At 70.2% G+C, this 20902-nt stretch carries 15 protein-coding genes; 7 read left to right on the top strand and 8 right to left on the bottom strand.

The annotated features are described in order from the left end of the window. Window positions 1–29 precede the first annotated feature (29 nt). Entirely contained in the window at window positions 30–8882 is an 8853-nt protein-coding gene (locus J1C47_RS00565; RefSeq protein WP_207348769.1) for an apolipoprotein A-IV repeat region-like domain-containing protein, read from the bottom strand. A gap of 429 nt (window positions 8883–9311) precedes the next feature. Between J1C47_RS00565 and J1C47_RS00560 the strand changes: the two genes are divergently transcribed. Beyond that, window positions 9312–9695: an Hpt domain-containing protein gene (locus J1C47_RS00560; RefSeq protein ID WP_207348768.1), complete on the top strand. Its 384-nt coding sequence runs from the start codon at window positions 9312–9314 to the stop codon at window positions 9693–9695. A gap of 241 nt (window positions 9696–9936) precedes the next feature. Continuing rightward, the gene (locus J1C47_RS00555) at window positions 9937–10257 is read left to right on the top strand and encodes a 2Fe-2S iron-sulfur cluster-binding protein (RefSeq protein ID WP_207348767.1); all 321 of its coding nucleotides are present in this window, start codon (window positions 9937–9939) and stop codon (window positions 10255–10257) included. Between the two features lie 13 nt (window positions 10258–10270). On the opposite strand, the gene J1C47_RS00550 is transcribed toward J1C47_RS00555, so the two are convergent. Continuing rightward, window positions 10271–10879: a DUF922 domain-containing Zn-dependent protease gene (locus J1C47_RS00550; RefSeq protein ID WP_207348766.1), complete on the bottom strand. Its 609-nt coding sequence runs from the start codon at window positions 10877–10879 to the stop codon at window positions 10271–10273. 192 nt (window positions 10880–11071) lie between these two features. Here J1C47_RS00550 and folP point away from each other — a divergent pair, with 192 nt between their 5' ends. The 4 genes from folP to J1C47_RS00530 are packed head-to-tail and all read left to right on the top strand — an operon-like array spanning window position 11072 to window position 14515. Beyond that, on the top strand, window positions 11072–11932 hold the full coding sequence (gene folP / locus J1C47_RS00545; RefSeq protein WP_207348765.1) for a dihydropteroate synthase: 861 nt from the start codon (window positions 11072–11074) through the stop codon (window positions 11930–11932). Continuing rightward, window positions 11926–12426, top strand: a complete 501-nt coding sequence (folK, locus tag J1C47_RS00540; RefSeq protein WP_207348764.1) for a 2-amino-4-hydroxy-6-hydroxymethyldihydropteridine diphosphokinase — start codon at window positions 11926–11928, stop codon at window positions 12424–12426. The genes folP and folK overlap by 7 nt, the downstream gene beginning before the upstream one ends. Further along, window positions 12374–14110: a sensor histidine kinase gene (locus J1C47_RS00535; RefSeq protein WP_207348763.1), complete on the top strand. Its 1737-nt coding sequence runs from the start codon at window positions 12374–12376 to the stop codon at window positions 14108–14110. Before folK ends, J1C47_RS00535 begins: the two co-directional genes overlap by 53 nt. Window positions 14111–14116: 6 nt before the next feature. Continuing rightward, on the top strand, window positions 14117–14515 hold the full coding sequence (locus tag J1C47_RS00530) for a response regulator (protein WP_207348762.1): 399 nt from the start codon (window positions 14117–14119) through the stop codon (window positions 14513–14515). A 151-nt stretch (window positions 14516–14666) separates the two neighbouring features. On the opposite strand, the gene J1C47_RS00525 is transcribed toward J1C47_RS00530, so the two are convergent. The 4 genes from J1C47_RS00525 to J1C47_RS00510 all read right to left on the bottom strand — a co-directional run bounded on the left by J1C47_RS00525 (window position 14667) and on the right by J1C47_RS00510 (window position 18576). Continuing rightward, on the bottom strand, window positions 14667–15200 hold the full coding sequence (locus J1C47_RS00525) for a hypothetical protein (protein WP_207348761.1): 534 nt from the start codon (window positions 15198–15200) through the stop codon (window positions 14667–14669). A gap of 112 nt (window positions 15201–15312) precedes the next feature. Further along, window positions 15313–16434 carry a YcjF family protein gene (locus J1C47_RS00520; protein ID WP_207348760.1) on the bottom strand — a complete coding sequence of 374 codons (1122 nt, stop codon included), beginning with the start codon at window positions 16432–16434 and terminating at the stop codon, window positions 15313–15315. Continuing rightward, on the bottom strand, window positions 16431–17882 hold the full coding sequence (locus tag J1C47_RS00515) for a YcjX family GTP-binding protein (RefSeq protein WP_207348759.1): 1452 nt from the start codon (window positions 17880–17882) through the stop codon (window positions 16431–16433). Before J1C47_RS00515 ends, J1C47_RS00520 begins: the two co-directional genes overlap by 4 nt. Before the next feature lie 178 nt (window positions 17883–18060). Then, window positions 18061–18576: a SixA phosphatase family protein gene (locus J1C47_RS00510; RefSeq protein WP_207348758.1), complete on the bottom strand. Its 516-nt coding sequence runs from the start codon at window positions 18574–18576 to the stop codon at window positions 18061–18063. A gap of 342 nt (window positions 18577–18918) precedes the next feature. On the opposite strand from J1C47_RS00510, the gene dksA reads away from it, so the two are divergent. Then, complete coding sequence (dksA, locus tag J1C47_RS00505) at window positions 18919–19335, top strand: RNA polymerase-binding protein DksA (protein WP_207348757.1); 417 nt, start codon at window positions 18919–18921, stop codon at window positions 19333–19335. Between the two features lie 80 nt (window positions 19336–19415). Here the strand turns inward: dksA and J1C47_RS00500 are convergent, their stop codons facing one another. Both J1C47_RS00500 and J1C47_RS00495 read right to left on the bottom strand, forming a co-directional pair. After that, the gene (locus J1C47_RS00500) at window positions 19416–19856 is read right to left on the bottom strand and encodes a DUF805 domain-containing protein (RefSeq protein WP_342591901.1); all 441 of its coding nucleotides are present in this window, start codon (window positions 19854–19856) and stop codon (window positions 19416–19418) included. Between the two features lie 131 nt (window positions 19857–19987). After that, on the bottom strand, window positions 19988–20395 hold the full coding sequence (locus J1C47_RS00495; protein WP_207348755.1) for a hypothetical protein: 408 nt from the start codon (window positions 20393–20395) through the stop codon (window positions 19988–19990). Window positions 20396–20902 lie beyond the last annotated feature (507 nt).

Raw genomic sequence — 20902 nt, 5'->3', positions numbered from 1 at the left:
CAAGGCGGCGCCGCGTCTTCTGAAGCGGCCTAGCCGTCGAACCGACCGGAGGCGTGGGCGAGCATCGTGTAGACCTTGCCGGTATCCGAGGAGAGATAGCTCCGCGAGACGCGGTTCTCCGGATCGTTGCGGGAGATGTCCTGCAGCAGCGCCTCGAAGTCGGCGATGTAGCGGTCGACCGCCTCGCGGAATTCCAGGTCGCGCTGATACTTGCGCCGGATGTCGTCGAAGGTCTGCTGGCCCTGCATGGTGTAGAGCCGGCGGGTGAAGACGTTGCGCTCGCCGCGCCGATAGCGGTCCCAGAGCTCCACCGAGGCGTTGTGGTCGATCGCCCGGGCGATGTCCATCGACAGCGAGTTCAAGGACTCGACGACGTGGTCGGGCGAGCGTTCCGGCGTCGCCTGTGTCCGTCCGGCGGCATTGCTGCCGGACGCACCCTGGGTGGCCGCCGGCGCCTGCGGCTGGGCGAAGTCGGATCCGAACGGATCCTCGTCCTGCGAGGCGCGCCGCAGGAGGTTCGACACCCAGCCCGTGCCGCGTTCGGCCTCGCCGCGCGGCTGGTCGGCCGCCGGCCGGTTCGTCTCTTCCGGCCGTGACGGCCGCGCCGCTGCCGCACCGTTCGAGCCGAGGCCGGTCGCCGCGCTACCCGTGCCGGCGGAGCGGGCGAAGGGCGCCGCCTGGCCGGAGGACGTGCCAGCCGGGGCGGAGGACCCGGCCGGCCGCGACGTCGTGCCGCCCGGCGCGGGGCGCGAGGGCGCCGGCTGCTGGGCCGGAGCCTGCGAGCGCGGAGCCTCGCTCGCCGGCCGCGCCGGCTCGCTGCGCTGCGGCTCGTAGCTCGAGCCCCTGAGATCGCGGGCGAGGTTGCCGTCGGTCATGAAGGAGGCGGCGATCTCGTTCTCGATGTCGAGCGTGTCGTCGTCGAAGTCGAAGTCGGGCTTGGCCGGTTCGGCTTCCTTGCGCGCCGGGGTGGCCTGCGGTTCGGCGCGGGCCTCGCGCTGCGGCCGCGCCGGGGCCGGCCGCGAGCGGTCGGCGACGTCGAGGGCCCGGCCCGACTGGGACACGATGTCGGACAGTTCGCGCAGCGCCCGGATCTGGTCGGAGACCGCGCGCCGCATGGCCTCGGTGGTCGACCGCGTCTCCTCCGGAAGCTCGAAGACCCCGCGCTTGATCTCGGACCGGGCGGTTTCGAGCTCGGCCCGGATCGTCGCCGCGGCCTCGCGGATCTCCTCGGTCGACCGGTCGAAGCGGGCACCCGCGTCGCCGAGCGCCGCCGCAACCGATTCGCGCAGCGCCGCCGCCGTCTGCAGCGAACGCTGCTCGGCCTCCTGCATCTGCCGCTCGACGTCGCCGAGCGAAGAGCCGACCTCGCCGGCAAGCCGCTCGGAGATCATCCGCGAACGCTCTTCGGCGCGGTCGAACAGGCCGCCGACCACCTCTTCCAGCGAGCGCATCAGACCGCCGATCTCCTCGGACCGCGTCAACAGGCCGGACGACAGCTCGTCGAGGCCGGCATGGCCGTTCTCCAGAACCTGGCGCAGCCCGCCCTCGCGCTGTTCGAGCAGCCCGACGGTCTCCGACAGCACCGCGCCGTGATCCTGGAAGCGGTCGGCCATCGCCGCGATGCGCGAGAAGGCGGCCGTCGACAGCTGGTCGAGCTTGCCGACATTGTCGTCGAGCATCCGCGCGCTGAGCGAGATCGAATTGGTCGCGTCCTCGGCGTCCGCCGCGAAGCGGGCGCCGCTTTCCTTCAGGATGCCGTCGATCGCGCCGAGATTGCCGGCCGTCTCCTCGACGAGGCCGCGCAGCGAGCTCGACGTCTGGGCGAGCCGCCCGATCAGCGAGCCGACGTCGCGCTGCAGCTGTTCGCGCATCTCACCGACCATGCCGACCGTCGAGGCCGCCCGTTCGTCCAGCGCGCCGAGGATGGCGTCGGAGGACTGGGTGAGGGCGGCGATGGTGTCCTGCGCCCGGCGCCCCAGCGCCGCGGCCAGCGAGGCGTTCTCGGCCCGCAGCCGTTCCGCCGCGTCGCGCGTCGTCACCTGGAGCAGGCGCGCGAGTTCGGTCCCGCCGTCGCCGATCTGGGCGATCATCGGCCGCGCCTCTTCCTCCAGCATCCGTCCGATCTCGGCGTTGCGGGCCGAGAGCATGGCGGCGAGGGTGCGGGTCTTCTCCTCGAGCTCGTCGTTGATCACCCGCGTGCGGGTGGCGAGTGCGCGCTCGGTCTCGCTCATCCGGCCGGCGAGTTCCTCGCCCACCGTGCCGGCGCTTTCGAGAAGGCTGGTGCGCGCACGCTCGGTCTCCAGCCGGATGATCTCGGAGATCGCCGCGATCTGGCTGGAGAGGTCGCCGCCGCGGTTGGCGATTTCGTCGCGCACGTTCTCGGCGTCCTGCAGGAGCTGGCCGGAGACCGTCGCGACCTCGCCGCGCAGCTGGCCGACGACCCCCGAGACCTCGGCGCGGATCGCCTCGGTGGTGGCGACGAGCTCGTCGCGCAGCCGCGCCGTCGATGCGTCGATCTCGCCGGTGACCGGGTTTTCCGCCAGGAGCCCGGCGAGCCGCTGGGTCGTCGCTTCGAGTTCGGCCGAGAAGCTGTCGGCGCGCGCCTCCAGAGCAGAGGCGATGTCGCCGGTGGCGTTGCGCATGGCGCCGGCGGCGCGATTCACCCGCTGGGTGAAGTCGTCGCCGGAGACCTTCAGCGAGCCCTGTGCCGTTTCGGCGAGTTCGCCCATGCGGGCGATGGCCTGCTCGAACTCGGCGGCGAGGCGGGTGCTGTCGCCGGCAAAGCGTGACTGGTTGTCCTCGGCGATGCGGCGCAGTTCCTCCGACGCCGCCGCGATCTTCTCGGCGAAGGCCTCGGTGTTGCGGTCGAACTCGCCCGCCACGATGCCGGAGATGCCGGAGAGCGTGTCGACCAGCGTCATGCGCTGCTGGCCGAGCTGCTCGCGGACCTCGTCGGCCTCGCGCCGGATCTCGCCGGTGAGGCCGGCGATCTGGGTGGCCAGAGCCTCCGCCTCGGAGGCGAAGCGCGAGCGCGATTCCGCCGAAAGCGAGCGGATGACCTCGGCGGAGCCGGAGATCGTCTCGGCGATCTTGCCGCCTTCGCTGACCAGCTTGGAGCCGGCTGTCTCGGTGCGGCTGGTGAGCTCGTCGGCGAGTTCCTGAAGCCGCGTCGTGAGCCGCTCGGCCTCGCCGGCGATGCGGGAGCGGGCTTCCTCGCTGGCGGTGTCGAACAGCCGCGAAATGTCGCCGACGCTCGCCGAGACCTTCTCGCTCTCGGCCATCAGGCCTTCGCGGGCACGGCCGGCTTCCGCCGCCATGGCGGCCGTCGCCTCCGAAACCGTGCCGCGGATCGCCTCGGCGAGGGTCGCGGCGCGCGCGTTCAGCGTGCGCTCGACATTGCCGAGGCCGCGTTCGAGGGCCGTCGAGATCGCCTCGGTGCGCTGGTCGAGCGCCCCGACGAGGCTCGACGAGCCGCGCTCGATGACCGCGAGGAGATCCTCGCGCCGGCCTTCCAGGGTCTGCGAGACGTCGCCCACCGACTGCTCGATCGTCCGCCTGACGTCGTCGGCGCGGTCCTCGAAGGTTGCGGCGGCGGAGCTGACGGCTCCCTCGATGAGCGAGGCCAGGCTGTCGCGCCGCTCGTCGAAGGCGGTGGCGAGCTTGAGATCGGCTTCGAACAGGGCGTCCGAAAGCGCCGACACGCGCTCTTCGAGCGTCGCGGCGAGCGCCGCCCGTCCGCCCTCGATCTGCCGACCGAATTCGTCCCGGCGCTCGTCGAGCGCGGCGAGAAGCGTTCCCTCCGACCCCTCGACCAGCGACTGGATCGCCGCGAGGCGGCCGTCGAGGCCTTCCACCAGGATGCCGCGGGCGTCCTCGATGATCGCCCGAAGCGTCGCCGTGCGGCCGTCGAGATTCTCGCCGAGCCGGCTGATGCGTTCGCCGATTTCACCCGAGATCGCGCCGATGCCTTGATCGAGGGCGCCGGAAACCTCGTCCCGGCTCTCCGAGAGGAGGCCGCGCAGACGCTCGATGCGCGCGTCGAGGCTGTCGCGGACGCCGGCTTCGGCAGTCTGCGAAACCGCGGTGAGTTCGGCGATGCGCGCTTCGATGGACGACGCGAGGGATTCGCCATTGCCGCGCAGTTCGCTCGACAGGCCCTCGACCGAGGCGGCGATCGTCCGACGCAGCTGCTCGACCTCGCCGGAAAGCCCGGTGGCGATGTCGCTGCGGGCGCCTTCCGCGGCCGCGGAAAGCCGCGACAGCCGCTCGTCGAGACCCTCGACGACCATCGACAGGGCGCTTTCGATCGCGACGAGCTGGCTGCTGGCGGCGATCGAGACGTGGTCCTCGAAGCCCTGGGTGCGCTCGTCGAGCTCGGCGCGGAACCGGCCGGTCTCGGATTCGACCGTCCCGACCAGCGCGGTCCGGGTCTCCTCCAGCGACTTGCCGAGCGAGCCGATGCGATCCGACAGATCGCCGACGATCGAGGTCACCACCTCGTCGAAGCCGGTCGCGACGTTGCGCAGCCGCTCGTCGATCGCCGTGGTGACCCGCGCGGCCATTTCGTCGCCGATGGTCTTCAGCGAGGCCGAGCGACGCTCCAGCGCCTCGCCGAGTTCCTCCTGGCGAGCGTCGAAGCTCGACAGCAGCGCGTCCTGCGCCTCGCCGATCAGCCGCTCGCTGGCGTGCAGCCGGTCCGCAAGGCCGGTGTTGAGCTCGGACGTGCGACGGTCGAGATTTTCGAGCAGCGTCTGAGACTTTTCGTCGATCGTGTTGACGAAGCTCGAGCTTTCGCCGTCGAGCGTCTTCTGCAGCTCGGCCCCGCGCGAGGCCAGGGTCGCGGCGATGGCGTTGATCCGCTGGTCGAGCGAATTGACGATCGAATCCTGCGACATCGTCAGGAGTTCCTCGATCGCGCCGCGCCGTTCGTCGAACAGCGACGAGAAGGCGGCGGCCTTTTCGTCGAGCCCGCGGGCGAGCAGGCCCTCGGTGGTGCCGACGGCCTCGCGGATCTCGCCGAGCACCGCCTCGATGCGCTCGGCGACGCTGCCGGTCTTCTGGTCGAGATCTTCGGCGAGCAGCCGCTGGGCTTCGTCGAGCGCCTTGACGAAGCGCTGCGACTGGCCGGCGAGGGTGCGTTCGAGGAGCTGCATGCGGCTCGCAAAGCTCGATTCGAAGCCTTCCGCGACGCGGCCCATGACGACCTCGATCTCGTCGCGGCGCTCGGAGAGCAGGCCGTGGATCCGCTCGGCGGCGCTGTCGAGCTTGCCGGCGACCTCGTCGGCGCGTTCGCCGAGGGCGCCGATGCGGCTGTCGGCGGCGAGATCGAAGGAGAGGAGCCGCTGGTCCAGCGCCTCTGCAAGGCTGCCGGTGCGTTCGCTCAGAAGGTCTTCGAGGCCGGTCACCCGGTCGGTGAGGAGCGTGCGCAGTTCGGCGGTGCGGGCGTCGAGGCTGCCGCCGGCATTGGCGACGGCGCCCTCGGCGAGTTCGGAAAGCTCCGAATGGCCCTTCTCGAACGCCCCGACGATCTCCCGGGTGCGTTCGGCCAGCGACTGGGCGAAGGCGATGGAGCGGTCGTTGAGGGCGGAGGAGACGCGCTCGGTCGAGACCTCGATGGCGTTGGCGCGGTTCTCGATGGCGGCGATCAGGGCCGGTCCCCGCTCGCCGAGCGCCTTCTCGATCGTCTCGATGCGGCGGTCGAGGCCGCCGAGCATCTGGGTGTTGTTGTCGGACAGGAGCTGCTCGATGCGCGCGGTGCGCTCGCCGAGTTCGGTCTCGGAGGCCTTGAGGAAGCGGTCGGCGCTGTCCTCCAGACGTGCACGGCGCCCGTCGATCTGCTCGGCGATGCCGGTCTGGAAGCTGTTGCCGTGCTTTTCGATCGCTTCGAGCCGCTCGTTGAACAGCGTCTCCAGCCCGTCGAGGAAGGTCTCGCCCTGCAGGCGCATGGTGAGCGCGCGGTCGTCGAGGACGGCCGACAGCCCTTCGACGAACCTGTCGCCATATTCGGAAAGCATCTCGGTGCGCGAGCGCACGAGACCCGTCGCCGCATCGGCCGAGGAGATCAGCCGCGTGACGATCTCGTTGCCGGTGGCCGTCAGCTGCTCGGTGATTTCGCCGGTGCGGGTGACGAGCCGTCCGGTCGTGGCGTCGAGGGTGCGGTTCGCCGTCTCGGCGGAGGCGGTCAGCTGGCGCACCGCTTCGTCGGAAGAAGTGCCGAGTTCGGCAACGAGTACCCGGGTTGTGTCGGTCAGCGAGGCCGACAGCGCCGCGCCGCGTTCCGCAAGCGTCGAGACGGCGCGGCCGAAATGACCGTCGACCTCGCCCGACAACCTTTCGAGCTGCGCGGCGATCGCCCGTTCGGTCGTCTCGCCGGCCTCGGTGATGCTGCCGGCGGCGCTCTCCGCGCCGAGGGTGAGGCCGACGACGAACTGGTCGCTCGCCTCGCGCATGTCGGCTTCGAGCGCCGTCGCCCTTTCCCGGAAGTCGCCGATGAGCGCCTGGCTGCGGGTGGCGAAGTCCTGCGACAGAGCGGCGTTCTGCTCGGCCAGCATCCGCGAGACGCTCTCGCCGGTCTCGCCGAGCTTGACCACCGCGGCCTCGCTGGAAGCCACGATCGCGCCGAGCAGCCGCTCGTTGGCGCCGTTCGTCTGCTGCAGCAGGGAGGCGGTCTTGCTGTCGTAGGCCTCGAAGAGTTCGCGGCTGCGGCCGTCGAAGTCGGCAGCGAGCTGCTGGGTGCGCTCGTCGAGGCTGCGGGAGATGGTCTCGCCGGTCTCGCCGAGTCGTGCGACCGCGGTCTCGCCCGAGGTCGTGATCGCGGCGAGGAGTCGCTCGTTGGCGCCGGTGGTCCGTTCGACGAGGGACGCGGTCTTGGTGTCGTAGGTTTCGAAGAGGTCGCGGCTGCGGCCGTCGAAGTCGGCGGCGAGCTGCTGGGTGCGCTCGTCGAGGCTGCGCGAGACGCTTTCGCCGGTCTCGCCGAGCCGCGCGACCGCGGTCTCGCCAGAGGAGGTGATCGCGGTGAGGAGCCGCTCGTTGGCACCGGTGGTCCGTTCGACCAGCGACACGGTCTTGGTGTCGAAGGCGTCGAGCAGCGCCTGGCTGCGGCCGTCGAATTCGGCGGTGAGACGCGCCGTCCGCTCGTCGAGCGTGCGCGACACGTCCTCGCCGGCCGAGGCGATCTGGCTGGTGGCGTTCTCGGCGGTGAAGGAGATGTCGGCGACGAGGCGGTCGCCGAGGTCGGTCATCCGCGAATCGAGGACCTGGCTCTTCTCGTCGAACAGGGTGACGAGCTGCTGGCTGCGGCGCTCGACGTCGTCGGCGAGGCTGCGGCTGCGCGCTTCGCTCTCGCGGGCCAGCGTCTCGTTGGTCTCCTGAAGGCGCCGCACGCCGTCGTCGGCGCTGGCGGTGATCCTGCCGATCAGCGCTTCGGAATCGGCGACGATGGTGTCCTTGATGCCGGTCGCGCGCTCGCCGAGCAAAGCGACGATGCTGGCGCTGCGCTCTTCGATCTCGCCGCCGATCCGGCCGGTGCGGCTGTCGAGGTCGCCGCCGATCTTCTCGCCGATCTCGATCAGCTTGTGGCCGGCATTCGCCGCCACCTCGTCGAGACGGGCGAAGAGCGAATCGCCCTCGGCCGTCATCTGCTCGCGCAGCGACTTGCCGCGTGCCTCGAACAGCTCGGAAAGCTGGTCGTTGCGGGTTTCGTAGTCCTTGATGAACTGGGCGCTGCGCTCGTCGATCAGCGCCGTGAAGCGCTCCGAGGCGTCCTCGATGCGGCCAAGCACGGCGTCGGACGTCGTCTCGACGTCGCCGACCAGCCGCTGATGCGAGCCGAGGACCGCCGAACGCAGACGCTCGGCGTGCGACAGCATCGCCTCGCGCTCGTTGCCGAGATCCTGGACGAGGGCGCGGATCTTCACCTCGTTGTCGGCATAGGCCCGCTCGAGCGCGCTGACTTCGTTGCGCACCACGGTTTCGAGGTTCGAGGTGCGCGACAGCGCCCGCTCGACGCCCTCGGCGAGGCTGGAGATTTCCCGGCGCACGGCCTGGCCGACGCTCATGACGCGCTCGGTGGCGACGCTTTCCGGTTCCGCGAGGCGCAGGGCGACCTCGGCGAGCGACCGGCTCATCAGCCGGAGATCCGCCGAGCGCCGGACCATCAGGCCGATCGCGAGAAACAGGATCGGCGGCAGGACCCAGAGCGCAGCGAGGGCGAGCAGCTCGCCCTGGCGCTGCGGATCGGACAGACCGCCGGCGAGCGTCCCGAAGTCGGAACCGTAGATCGACGCTGCGCCGACGGCGACGGCGCCGACCCAGATGACGGAGGCGAGGAGGGCGATCCAGATCGGCGTCCTCGAAGCGCGCCGCTGCAGCAGTGCCTCGGCCCAGACGGCGTTGCGCCGCGCCTCGTCGTTCGCGGCGGGCTGGCTGTAGGCGCGCGGCTGCTCGCCGAAGGGCGCACGGGCGTCGTCGGCCTGGGGACGGGAACGGGCCTCCTCAGGCCCTGTTTTCGCACGCTCGGCGTCCGGGGCGGCCTTCGCCGCGGCGGCAGCGCCGGCGGCTGCTCCCGCGGCGGCGGCACCGGCTGCACCGGCTGCCGCCGCATCGGCGGCCGATCTTTCGGGAGTCGCCTCGGCGCTCGCCGCGGCGGCCTCTCCCTCCTCGTCGCGCAACTGGCCGGCGGTCTCGCTGATCTGGCGTTCGAAGTCCTCGAGCGACAGGACGACGTCGAGATTCTCCTCGCTCGCCGTCTCCTCCAGGTGGCCGGTCGCGGGCTTCGCCGCATCGGCGGCTTCGGCCTCCTCGATCGAGAGATCCGCCAGCGCCTCTTCCAGCTCGTTGACCTGATCGTCGGAAAGCTGGTCGAAGGGTTTCGTCTTGGACATGGCCGTCGCGCCCCGATACTCTCTACATTTGCCCCGAGAACGCGGAGCCCGGTTTTTTCCGGCGCTTCCGCAGGCCTCTTCCCCGGCGCGCCCGCCCGCCGCCGGACAGCGGTCGGGGGCACGCAAAGGCGGCAATTCCCTGCTCTAGAATGTTAGTGGGACGGCGGTCTGAAAGAAACCGTAAAGCCGGCCGATCCCTGCAAGTTTAAACATAAGGTTAACACCGGCGGGAGAATTGCGAATTTTTTCGGCGCCGGCCCTGCGGGACAAGGCCCCGCAGACGAAGTTCATGCAAGCCCGCGGCGGTCCCGCGCCGCGGATTTTCCCTCAGAGCTTAACCAATCGCACACCGAACCGCGAGACGATTTCGGAGAGGATGCCGGAAATCGCGGCAGGGCCGCGCGTGTGCGGCGGGCGAAGGAGGATGGCATGACGCAATCCCTCGAATCGGGCGGCGAGCGCGACGGCGAAACCCGCCGTGCTTCCGCCGGGCCGCGGCTTCCGTCGCGGCTTTCGCCGATCGACCTCGTGCATCTGGCGCATCAGACGGCGGGCGACCGGGCGCTGGAGGCCGAAGTGATCGGGCTTCTCATCGCGCAGATCGACCGGGCGCGCCCGGCGATCGAGCGGGCGGGACCGACGGAGCGCTCGCGGCTCGCCCATGCGCTGAAGGGCGCGGCCCGCAATCTCGGCGCCTTCCGCCTCGCCGAGGCGGCGGAAGACCTCGAGCGCGATCCGGCGCTGCCCTCGGTGGTCCGGGCATTCCTCGACGAGCTCGACCGGACCGGCCGCTTCGCGCGCGAGATCGCCTGACCGGCGGTCCGGGCGCGTCGGGGCCGGGCGCGGCGGCGGCGACGCGCGATCCGGCCTCCCGGCGGTGCGGCCATCGCGCGGCCGGTTGATCGTTTCGATTGACTTGAGGCCTGGAGCCTCTCTAACACCGGCATTCCGGCGCAGCGTCACGCCGCATCCCGGGGCGGGCCTTGGCCGGCGCCTTCGGCGGATGCGGCCACGGCGCCGCGCCGTCCTCCCCGTGATACGAGGCTCTCCAGGCATGACCAAGATCATTTTCCAGACCGTCGATCAGACCCGCTACGACATCGACGCGCGGGACGGGACGACCGCGATGGAGAACGCGGTGCGCAACGACGTGCCGGGGATCGAGGCGGAATGCGGCGGGGCCTGCGCCTGCGCGACCTGCCACGTCTATGTCGACGAGGCGTTTCGCGACGTGGTCGGCGAGCCCGAGCCGATGGAAGAGGACATGCTGGACTTCGCCTACGAGCCGCAGCCGAATTCGCGGCTCTCCTGCCAGATCAAGATCCGGCCGGAACTCGACGGCCTCGTCCTCTACGTCCCGGAACGCCAGGGCTGACCGCTCTTGCGGGTCAGTTGCTGGCCTGTTCGCTGATCGCCCGCGAGAACGCCTTTCGCAGGCGGAAATTCACCTCGCGTCCCTCGATCGTGTCGAACTCGATCTGGGCGCGTTCGTGGCCGGCGAGATAGCGGCGGGTGACGGTGTTCACCATCGCCTCCATGCTCTGGCAGGTGCGCTCCGGCCGCAGGTTGCGGATCGCCGATTCCATCCGCTTCAGCCAGTGCTTGGCGATCGCCGAATGGCGCGCCTCGTGGCGGCGGATGTCCTTTTCCAGCGTCTCCCAGATCAGCTTGGTGCGGGGCGAGACGCGCTTCGGCTCGATCCATCGCGGCAGCGTCGTCTCGAGCTGCAGGCTGAGGTTCGTCCGGTCGACGGCGCAGCCCTCGGGCGTCGCCTTGTAGGTGACCTTGCCGTCGAACTTCACCTCCGTCGCGCCGGGATGGCGGATGCCGGTGTCGGCGACGAAGGGGCCGTGATTGTTGAGGTCCCGGTCGAGCTCGCCGAGCGTCGCGCCGCGCACCGCGAAATAGGTGGTCTTCTCGTGGATCGATGCTGCGTCCGCGACGGTCGGAAGGGCGAGACCCGCCGCAACCATCAACAACCCGAACCTCGATGCCATCTTCGCCGCTCCGGGAAAGGTCGATTGAACGATTGCCAACGGTACCTGAACCCGGAACGGAAGCAAGCGCGGCGGCGGAGATAATTGCGCCGAACGTCCCGGAGGGCTAACGCAATGGCGTCGGCCCCGTCGGCGCGCGGCATCCGCGACGCTGCCGGCGAGACCCGCGGCCGGGCCGCAAGGAGACACGCGATGGACGTCATTCAACCGCGCGGCGGGACATGGAAGCTGGCGCACGGGCGCGAACTCGTGCTCGGCGAGACCGCGGCGATCATGGGCATCCTCAACGCGACGCCGGATTCCTTTTCCGACGGCGGCCGCTACGCCTCGGTGGAGGCGGCGGTCGCCGAGTCCCTGCGCATGGTCGAGCAGGGGGCAGCGATCGTCGACATCGGCGGCGAATCCACCCGGCCCGGCGCGACGCCGGTGGACGCGGCGGAGGAACAGCGGCGCATCATGCCGGTCATCGAGGAACTGGTGCGGCGTTCCGACTGTCTGGTTTCCGTCGACACCTACCGTTCCGAGACCGCCCGCGCGGCCGTCCTCGCAGGTGCGCACATCATCAACGACGTCCATGGCGCGCAGCGGGATCCGGCGATCGCCACGGTCGCGGCCGAGACCGGGGCAGGGCTCTGCCTGATGCACACCGGGCGCGGGCGCGAAAAGCTTGCCGACGTCGTCGAGGACCAGTTCCTGTTCCTGCGCCGGTCGCTGGAGATCGCCCGGAGCGCCGGCGTGGCGGAGGCGGCGATCGTCCTCGATCCCGGCTTCGGCTTCGAGAAGGACGGGCCGGAGAACCTCGTCCTCCTGGCGCGTCTGCCGGAGGTCATGGCCCTCGGCTTTCCGCTGCTCGTCGGGACCTCGCGCAAGCGCTTCGTCCGCGGCGCGATCGGTCGGCAGGATCCCGAGCCGGACATCGCCTCGGCCGCGACGAGCGTCCTTTTGCGCGAGCGGGGCGCCGACATCATCCGCGTCCACAACGTTCCCGCCAACCGCGATGCGCTGGCGATCGCCGACGCCATGCGGCGCGCCCTGAAGGGCGAGCGATGGTGAGGGCGCATCTCGGCCTCGGCGGCAATCTCGGCGATCCGGGCGCGACGATGGCGGCGGCGCTGCGGGCGATCGACGCGCGCGACGACTGCGCGGTGGTCGCCGTCTCGCGGCTGTTCAGGACGCCGCCATGGGGAAACACCGACCAGCCGGACTTCATCAACGCCTGTGCGGCGCTCGACACGACGCTGTCGCCGCGCCGGCTCCTCGATCTGGCGCTCGCCACCGAACGGGACTTCAACCGGGTGCGCGCCGAGCGGTGGGGGCCGCGCACCCTCGACATCGACGTTCTCGACTATGCCGGCGAGACCTGGAACGATGCGGATCTGACGCTGCCGCATCCGCGCATCGGCGAGCGCGCCTTCGTGCTCGTGCCGCTCGCCGACATCGCGCCCGGCCTCGTCGTCGGCGGCGCCCGGGTGGCGGACCTGGCGGGCGCGGTGGATGCCGGCGGCATCGTCGCCGTCACCGCATCCGGCGACTGGTGGCGGGGCTGAACGGCCGGCCCGGATAGACTGTCAGGCGGCTTTGCGGCCGACCCGGCTGAAGCACGCCACCCTGCGATCCGCGGCGCCGCGCCGCTGCGCAGTTTTGTCGCAGGCTACCTGGACATGCTTGCACGGCCTGCGGGAATTCGCTCAAAACAGGTGGCTAAAGAAACTGCAGCGGGCGGCACGGACGATGCATCGTCGCTTGACGTCGAGCGGAAGCGTCGCCCTCGGCTGCGGTCTGCTCGCAGCATCCTTCGGAACGATCGACGGCCTCGACTGGCTGAGCGGCCGGGGCCGGCTCGTCGGTTGGTCGCAGAATCTCGCGACGGCACCGCTCGCCGCGCTCTGCTTCGTCCTTGCGGGAATCGGCATCGCCTCCGCAGCCTCCCGAAGGCGGCTGATCGCCAGGGTGCTCGCCGCGCTGCTCGTCGTCCTCGTTCTGTGCAATCTCGGCCTTCACGCCCTCAATGCGGAAGGATTGCCGGCCGAATGGCTGGTCGGCGATGCACGCAGCCGCCATGCCGTCATGTCCTGGGCGACAAGCCTCTGCTTCGCGCTTGCCGCCATCAGCTTGCTGTGCGCGGATGCCGAGAAAGGGGTCCTGTCGACGGTAGCGACGGTCGCCGCATCGGCAGGACTGGTGATCATCGCGGTCTCGCTCGTCGGCATCCTCTTCGACGTCCGGTCGATCTACTCCGTCACGTTCTTCGTCGGTCATGCCCTGTCGTCCGGGCTGGCGTTCCTCCTGTGCTTCGTGGGCCTGCTTTTGCTCGAGCCGAAGCGCGGCTGGGTCTCGATCCTGCTGGATACCGGCGCAGGCAGTATCGCCGCGCGCAGGCTGCTCCCGCTGATGATCTGCGTCGTGGTGGGCGTCTGCTATGCCGGCTATCGGATGATCGCGCAGGGCCTCCTGCCCTTGGCGCTCGTCGTCAGCATCATCGCCGCGCTGACCGCGCTCCTCCTCGGTGCGAGCGTCCTGTGGGCGGGCCGGCGGCTCAACGAGCGCGAGGCGGAGATCGCGCGCGTGACGACGGAGCTCGAGATCTACGCGCGCGACCGGGACCTGCTGCTGCGCGAGGTCAACCACCGGGTGAAGAACAATCTGGCGCAGATCCACTCGATGCTCGGCCTGCAGGCGCGGCGGATCGCCGATCCCGCCGCCCGGCAGGCACTCGGCGACATGCGGGGACGGATCGAGGCACTCAGCACGCTGCACCGCATCCTGCTTGCCAAGAACAATCCGAGCACGCTGCTCGCCGACGACTATCTGACCGAACTCTGCCGCAAGATCGAGGAGGCGTTCGACGCTGAGGGACGCGGCATCAGGATCCGCGTCGAGGCGGACAGGATCCCGCTGCAGCTCGACTTTGCCATCTCGACCGGGATGCTCGTCAACGAGCTGGCGAGCAACGCCGTCAAGCACGCCTTTTCGGCTGCGCAGGGCGGCACGGTCGACGTGCGCTTCGCGTCGACGGACGCGCTGTCCTGCGAGTTGAGCGTCGCCGACGACGGCTGTGGGCTGAAACGGCCCCGGCAGGGCGAGGCGAGCCCTGCCGATGAACATCCCGAGGCCGACGGCGGCCTCGGCACGAAAATCATCAATGCCCTCGTCGCGCAGCTGCGCGGCAGCATGGAAGTTTCGCATGGGATCGGGACGCACTACCTGATCCGCATGCCGGTGGGGAGGTAGACGAGAATGGACGCACGGCAGACGGTCTTCATCGTCGAAGACGATTTCCTGATCATGGAATATCTGCGGGAACTCTCCGAGGAGATCGGTCTCGGCGTCACGGGCACCTGCGACGTCGCCGAGGAGGCGGTCGAACAGATCCAGGCGTTGCATCCGGATTACGTCTTTATGGACCTCCGGCTGCGGGGAGAGGGTGAGGGTGTCGACGTGGCGATGGCGATCCAGGCCAGGCTTCCCGAGACGAAGATCGTCTACATCACCGGATCGAACGAGCCGGCCTCGCTGTCGCGCATCAGCCAGGATCATCCGCATCGCGTGCTGATCAAGCCGGTGGTCGAGGCGGATCTTCGCAGGGCCGTGGGGATGGCCCCGCGCGGGTCCGTTGCCGCCGGGCCTTTGTCCTGAAACGAGCCGAGATCCACATGCGCGCGGTCGGTGGAGGTCGAATGCCACCTTCGCGCGGCACCGAAAGCTGCCGCAGATCTCCTGCACCGGATGGACGGGGCTGGCCTTTCGGCGGCCGCGACGCGGTGGGAACGCGCCCCTGACGGGAAGGTCAGTCCGAGAGCGCGCTCTGCCGGGTGCCGGCCTCGCGCTTGAGGTTCATGCCGATGACCGGGACGAGCTGCGAGGCGACCCGCACGGAAACGGTGATGGCGAGGGAATCATCGTCCCTCAGCCGGGCGATCATCGCGCCCTTGAGCTGCTTGCGGTCGAGGCCGACGACGATCCGGTCGCTGCCGACCTCGCCGGAGACGATGTCGAGGCCCTTGCCCGCCGCGCCATCCTGGAAGGCGCCGCGATAGGACGAACCGGCGCGCACGACCTCGGCCCGCATCGGCTGCGAGAACAACCCGACCCGGCACGAGCCCTCGAGTTCGACGCCGACCTGCTTGCGGCTCTGGTTGCCGGCGAAATTGCAGACGAACTTCGTGCCCTTGTACTTTCCGGCGACGATCTCGCCCGGGCCCGACCACTGGCCGCTGACACGGCGGAAGAAGGCCTCGTCGTCGGCGGCCTTCGCCGGAAGGGCAGTCGCGGCCGAAAGCGCGAGTGTCAGGGCGAGACCGGTTGTCGAAAGACGCGACATGGACAAAGCTTCCTCGGTAGAGACCGTTTACCATGTCATTGTCGCGTCAAAGGGTTAACCAAGCCTTTCCGGGGCCGTCGCCGTTCGGTCGCGGCGCCCCGTCGGCCGTGGATCAGCGCCCGCCCGGCGTTCCGGTCTCCCCGCCGGGCTGGCCCGAAATCTCGGCGAGGATCGCGCCGAGGCGCGGACGCTTCAGCCTCAGGAACGGCAGCGGGCGGCAGAGATCCATGGCGGCGAGGCCGACGCGCGCCGTCAGCAGGCCGTTGACCACCCCTTCGCCGAGCCGCTGCGACAGCCGCGCGGCGAGACCGTGTCCGATCACCTGCTGGGCGAGGCCGTCTCCGATCGCGATCGAGCCGGTGACGGCGAGATGGGCGAGGACGTCGCGGACCAGCCGCAATAGCCCCAGCGTGCCGGGTCGGGCGCCGTAGAGCTCCGACATCCGGCGGATCAGCTTGACGTTCTCGAACACGACGTATGACACGTCGACGATCGCCTTCGGGCTGACGGCGGTCACCACCGAAACCCGCTTGGCCGAGGCGAGGACGAGCGCGCGCGCCTTGGCGTCGAGCGGGCCGAGCATGTGTTCCTCGGCGAGTGCGACGAGGTCGGCGCCGTCGATCACCTCGTCCCGGAGCGAGGCCATCGCGGCGCGGCCGCGGGCGGTCTCGGCGCGCGAACTCAAAAGCGTCTCCAGCGTCGCGACGGCAAGCCGCGCATCCGCAAGCGAATCGGCGCGATAGGCGGCCAGCGCCCGCTGGCGTTCGCGGTCGACCGCGGCGAGCCGCATCAGCCCGACCGTCTCCCGCACGACGATGCCGAGCAGCGCGACCAGCGCCAGCACGGCGAGGCCGAGCACCGCCCAGCCGAGCCATTCGGACCGCTGGAACACCTCGCGTACGATGGCGTCGACGGCGAGGCCCCCGGCGATCGAGACGAGCAGGCCGAGCGTCGCGGCGAAGAGCTTGCCGAAGGAAAAGCCGCGGCGGGTTCCGATGTCGGGATCGTCGTCGGATGCAACGTCCGCGTCGACGGCGTCCTCGGGATCGAGGTCGATCGGCGCGACGGTCGTGATCGACCGGGGCATGCGCGGCGGCGGGGCGGCGGCCGGGTCGGACGCGGCCGGCGCCGCCGCGCCGGGATATTCGTCTTCGCCGGGCCGCCGGGCCGCCGGGCTGCCGGGCAGATCGAAGGCCCCGGGCCTCCGGCGGCGGGCGTCGCGGTCTTCGCTCATTGCAGCCTGTCTCCGAGAAGGAACTCCAGCGCGCGGTCGAGGCGGATGTGCGGCAAAGACAGCGTCAGCCCCTCGGCGGTCTGCTGCAGGCGCGGCGGCCGGAAGCGCACGAAGCGCAGCGAGCCGGCGGCGACGCCGTCCACCGGATCGAAGAGACGGCGGGGATCCTCAGGCAGGTCGCCGGGGAAGACCGCCGTCTCGGTCTTGCCGTCGAAGCGCCGCTCGCCGATCGTCTCGCCTTCGGCGGGCGTTCCGACGATGACGGGCAGGTCCTCGCCGCCGTCGCTGACCGTCGCCTCGCGCGTCGCCCGCACGGCGGCGATCGCCAGCACCTCGGTCTTCGCGCCGGAGAACTTCGCCCGGCCGATCGCCTCGTCGACGAGGCGGCGGACGATCGCCTCGAGGCGGCGGTGGCTCTCGCGGTGGAGGTGGTCGGCTTTGGTGGCGGCGACGAGGATGCGGTCGATCCTGCGGGTGAGGAAAGAGCCGAGCCAGGTGGAGCGGCCCGGGCGGAAGCATGCGAGGATGTCGGTGAGGGCGGTCTCGAGGTCGGCCACCGCCTCGGGCCCGGCATTGATCGCCTGCAGCGCGTCGACGAGCAGGATCTGCCGGTCGAGCCGGGCGAAGTGGTTGCGGAAGAACGGTTTGACCACGACGGTCTTGTAGGCCTCGTAGCGCCGCGCGAGATGCGCCGCCATCGATCCCTTGGGATAGGTCCTGCCGCTCTCGACCGGCAGTGGCGCGAAGGTCAGCGCCGGCGATCCGTCGAGGTCGCCCGGCATCAGGAAGCGCCCGGGCGGCAGCGTCGACAGCGCCGCCTTGTCGGCCCGGCACGCCTTCAGATAGGCGGCGAAGGCGGCGGAGAGGTCGCGCGCCGTCACTTCGTCGGCGGGGGCAGCAAGGTCGATCCCGGAAAGCTTCTCAAGGAAGGGCCCGGCCTCCGCGGCGCGCGACGGCAGGCGCGCCCGTTCGATCGCTTCGGCCGAGAAGGTGGCGAAGTCCTTGTCGATCAGCGGCAGATCGAGCAGCCACTCGCCCGGATAGTCGACGATGTCGATGGTCAGGCGTCCGCCGGGCAGCACCCGCCGCCAGAGTTCGGCGGATTCGTAGGCGACCGTCAGCCGCAGTTCGGAGATCGCCCGCGTCGATTCCGGCCAGACCCGCTCCTCGACGATGCGGCGCACGTGGTCCTCGTACTGGAAGCGCGGCACCGCGTCGTCCGGCTGCTCGCGCAGGTCGGCCCCGAGAATGCGGCCGCCGGCCTGCGCCTTGAACAGCGGCAGCCGCCCGCCGGACAGAAGATTGTGGACGAGGGCGGTGATGAACACCGTCTTGCCGGCGCGCGACAGCCCGGTGACGCCGAGACGCAGGGTCGGCTGGAAGATCGAGGTCGTCCGGTCGGCGAAATTGTCGAGAACGAGGCGAGCCTCGTCGGCAAGCGATGTCATGGGGCGTTCACGGGGCAGCGCGGGTCGATCGAGGCGGGCGGGGCGGTGGCGATGCGCGGGATGCGGGGTTCCCACGCTGCCGATATAGGCAGGCCGGACCCGGCTTCGTAGGGGCGGCGGCAATCGTCCGGTGAAAGGGAGCGGGCGAAAGGGGGCGGGCGAAAGGCGCCGCTGAAGGTCAGGGGCGGACGACGCGCAGCAGCCTGCCGCTGCCGGGAGCGACCTCGGCGAGCGGCCGCGGCAGACCGACGATCGCCAGGGCGCAGGTCGGAAATCCCCCGGCGAGCGCCGCACGCGCCGCCTCATCGCCGTCGCCGGCGAGCTGGGCGGTGAATTCCTCGACCATCGGATTGTGGCCGACGATCAGAAGTGCCGAGACATTCGCCGGGGCGCGGGCCGCGGCGGCGAAATAGGCCTCCGCCCCGAGCGCGTAGAGATCGTCGGAATAATCGATCGCGACGTCGTTGCCGAGGGCGGCGCGAAGCGGCGTCAGCGTGTCGACCGCCCGCCGCGCCGTCGAGCAGGCGACGGCGTCGATCTTCACGGATTCCTCGCCGAGGATCTCCGCCAGCCGGTCGGCGTCGCGCGCGCCGCGCTCGTCGAGCGGGCGCTGATGGTCGCGCTCACCCGGTCGCGCCCAGGAGGAATGGGCGTGGCGCAGGATATAGAGATGGTGGCCGAAGCTTGCCGTCATCCGACCTCGATAGGACGAAAGCTTTCATCGGGCAATCTTCGCGCCTTCAAAGCCTCTCGAAACCGGGCGGCCCGGGGCGGCCCCGGGGCGGCCCCGGGGCGGTCGGCGGACCGCCGGGCGGCCGCATATTTTGCCGAAATCGGACGCATTCGGCGGATCGCAAGCCTGCGCGACGCTGGATCGGCGCGCGGCCGGACACCACAGCATGTCGCGGGGTTTCCCAAAACGCCAGCCAAAACGGCACTTTACCGGCGACGATCGGTAAGCCTCTGTTGCACAAACATAACTTGTTCGCCTGACAAACCGCCGCTATAAGCGCGCCAGCGGGAATGGAGGTGCGTAATGAGCGAAACACTCAATGCCGATCTGACGCTGTCCGAAGACGGCCCCTTCATGAACGATCGCCAGAAGGAATACTTCCGGCGCAAGCTGCTCGCCTGGAAGGCCGAGATCCTGCGCGAGGCGCGGGAGACCCTCGAGGCTCTCGCCAACGACAACAGCAATCTCGCCGACATCGCCGACCGCGCCTCTTCCGAGACCGACCGGGCGATCGAGCTCAGAGCCCGCGACCGCCAGCGCAAGCTGATCGCCAAGATCGACGCGGCGCTCGACCGGATCGACGACGGCTCCTACGGCTATTGCGAGGAGACCGGCGAGCCGATCAGCCTGAAGCGGCTCGACGCCCGGCCTATCGCGACGCTTTCCCTCGAGGCGCAGGAACGCCACGAGCGCCGGGAAAAGGTCTATCGCGACGAGTGAGCCGCGCGCGCCTGCCGCGCCTCCTGCCGGCAGCGCCCGACGGGCCGGGCGCCTGTCCGGCAAGCCCGATCAGGGTCCCGCTATTCGAACACCGCCTCGGCGCTGCGGCCCAGTCGGTCCTTCGGGTCCGGCCCGAAGCGGTTGCGGCCGGGCGTTCCGTCGAGGCACATCAGCACCAGGAACCAGATCGAACCGATCAGCGGGATGATGGTGATGAACACCCACCAGCCCGTGCGGTCGGTGTCGTGCAGCCGGCGCACGGCGCAGGAAAGCAGCGGCACGATGTTGAGGATCGCCCAGATGCCGGTGAGGATGCCGCCCTCGGCATTGGCGCTGGCGGAAAAGCCGTTGGTCGTGTCGACCGCCGTCTGCGTCTCGCCGCCGAGACCGATCGCCGAATCGACGAAGGCGAGGACGAACATCGCGACGTAGAAGAGCAGCATGTAGAGCCAGTATTCCTTGCGGCGGGCGCGGCCGGAAAACTGGAAGTAGCGCTGATAGGGCTGGAGCAGGATCGCCACGAGAATTTCCCCCTTCGGTTGCGGGCAGACGAGTTTATCGTGCCGGCAGGCGCAGTGGAAAGCGCAGGGCGGAAAGATTTGCATCGCCTCGCGGGTGCCGGCGCCCGACCTTCAGCCGGTGCCGGCGAGGCTCAGCCGAGGGCCCGCACGAAGGCGACGCGATAGGTGTGCTCGGCCCCGCCATGCAGCACCGAGACGTATTCTCCCGGCACGAAGCGCTCGTCCTCGAAGCGGAAGCCGATCTCGTCGTCGGAATCGATCGCCCGGTCGTAGTCGAACACCCAGTGGCCCGCCTCGTCGCGGGTGAGGATGCCGACCGCGTCGGTCACGTCGTCGTCGAAGCGGCGCACCCGGCATTTGTCGTTGGCCTTCTGCCAGGCCTCGGCGTCGAGCCTGCCGTCTTCGGCGAGCGGCACCACGAGGTCGTAGCCGTCGTGGTGGCCCTCGGTCAGATAGCCGGCGTCCGAGCGGGCCTTTTCGCGGGCAAGTTCCAGCCGGACATGGCGGAACGATAGGGGATAGTCCTTCAGTTTCGGCATCGTACCCTCCTGTGGAAATGGCTCCCGGCAGAGTGTCGCGGCCCGGCGCCGGCGGCGTTGATCTGGGTCAAGCGGCGGGCCGCGCGGCAAGGCCGGCAGGGGCAGGGACGCGCGAAGACCGCCCCGCCGGCGAAAAGCCGCGAAGGGATGGCGCCATGCTTTACCCGCCTGACACGGCGGGCAACGGGATGCCGGAGGCAGACCCTCCGAACTTTTTTGTCTACGGTCCGCCTCCGGCATCCCGCGCGGTGCGCTCACGGCCTTGCGAATGCATCGCTTCCACCCGCTGCCTTTTAGGGCCACCCCGCCGCTGCCGCGACGGGGACGGGTGGTCGCGATGGCGGCTGGCGCTTCCCGGATGCCTCCGGTCAAGCGGACCGATCCGCACCCCCCGCATAGTCGAGGAGGGGCCAGCGGCGCCTCGCAACCGTCCGGGACGGGCACTCTCCGGAAGAGCGCACCGCCGCGGACACCGCCCGCCGAACCCCCGAACGATCCCGGTGATCA

Source organism: Jiella sonneratiae (assembly GCF_017353515.1).
In the GTDB taxonomy this organism is placed as follows: Bacteria; Pseudomonadota; Alphaproteobacteria; order Rhizobiales; family Rhizobiaceae; genus Jiella; species Jiella sonneratiae.
The sequence above is the reverse complement of the archived record's forward strand: the minus strand, read 5'-3'. Positions and strand labels throughout refer to the sequence as shown.

What these genes read in the sequence shown, in the direction of transcription:
- J1C47_RS00510 (WP_207348758.1), bottom strand. Translation starts at nt 18,576, where the DNA reads ATGACGGCAAGCTTCGGCCACCATCTCTATATCCTGCGCCACGCCCAT.
- J1C47_RS00530 (WP_207348762.1), top strand. Translation starts at nt 14,117, where the DNA reads ATGGACGCACGGCAGACGGTCTTCATCGTCGAAGACGATTTCCTGATC.
- folK (WP_207348764.1), top strand. Translation starts at nt 11,926, where the DNA reads ATGGTGAGGGCGCATCTCGGCCTCGGCGGCAATCTCGGCGATCCGGGC.
- J1C47_RS00525 (WP_207348761.1), bottom strand. Translation starts at nt 15,200, where the DNA reads ATGTCGCGTCTTTCGACAACCGGTCTCGCCCTGACACTCGCGCTTTCG.
- J1C47_RS00535 (WP_207348763.1), top strand. Translation starts at nt 12,374, where the DNA reads ATGCCGGCGGCATCGTCGCCGTCACCGCATCCGGCGACTGGTGGCGGG.
- J1C47_RS00555 (WP_207348767.1), top strand. Translation starts at nt 9,937, where the DNA reads ATGACCAAGATCATTTTCCAGACCGTCGATCAGACCCGCTACGACATC.
- J1C47_RS00560 (WP_207348768.1), top strand. Translation starts at nt 9,312, where the DNA reads ATGACGCAATCCCTCGAATCGGGCGGCGAGCGCGACGGCGAAACCCGC.
- J1C47_RS00515 (WP_207348759.1), bottom strand. Translation starts at nt 17,882, where the DNA reads ATGACATCGCTTGCCGACGAGGCTCGCCTCGTTCTCGACAATTTCGCC.
- J1C47_RS00565 (WP_207348769.1), bottom strand. Translation starts at nt 8,882, where the DNA reads ATGTCCAAGACGAAACCCTTCGACCAGCTTTCCGACGATCAGGTCAAC.
- folP (WP_207348765.1), top strand. Translation starts at nt 11,072, where the DNA reads ATGGACGTCATTCAACCGCGCGGCGGGACATGGAAGCTGGCGCACGGG.
- J1C47_RS00520 (WP_207348760.1), bottom strand. Translation starts at nt 16,434, where the DNA reads ATGAGCGAAGACCGCGACGCCCGCCGCCGGAGGCCCGGGGCCTTCGAT.
- J1C47_RS00550 (WP_207348766.1), bottom strand. Translation starts at nt 10,879, where the DNA reads ATGGCATCGAGGTTCGGGTTGTTGATGGTTGCGGCGGGTCTCGCCCTT.
- J1C47_RS00495 (WP_207348755.1), bottom strand. Translation starts at nt 20,395, where the DNA reads ATGCCGAAACTGAAGGACTATCCCCTATCGTTCCGCCATGTCCGGCTG.
- dksA (WP_207348757.1), top strand. Translation starts at nt 18,919, where the DNA reads ATGAGCGAAACACTCAATGCCGATCTGACGCTGTCCGAAGACGGCCCC.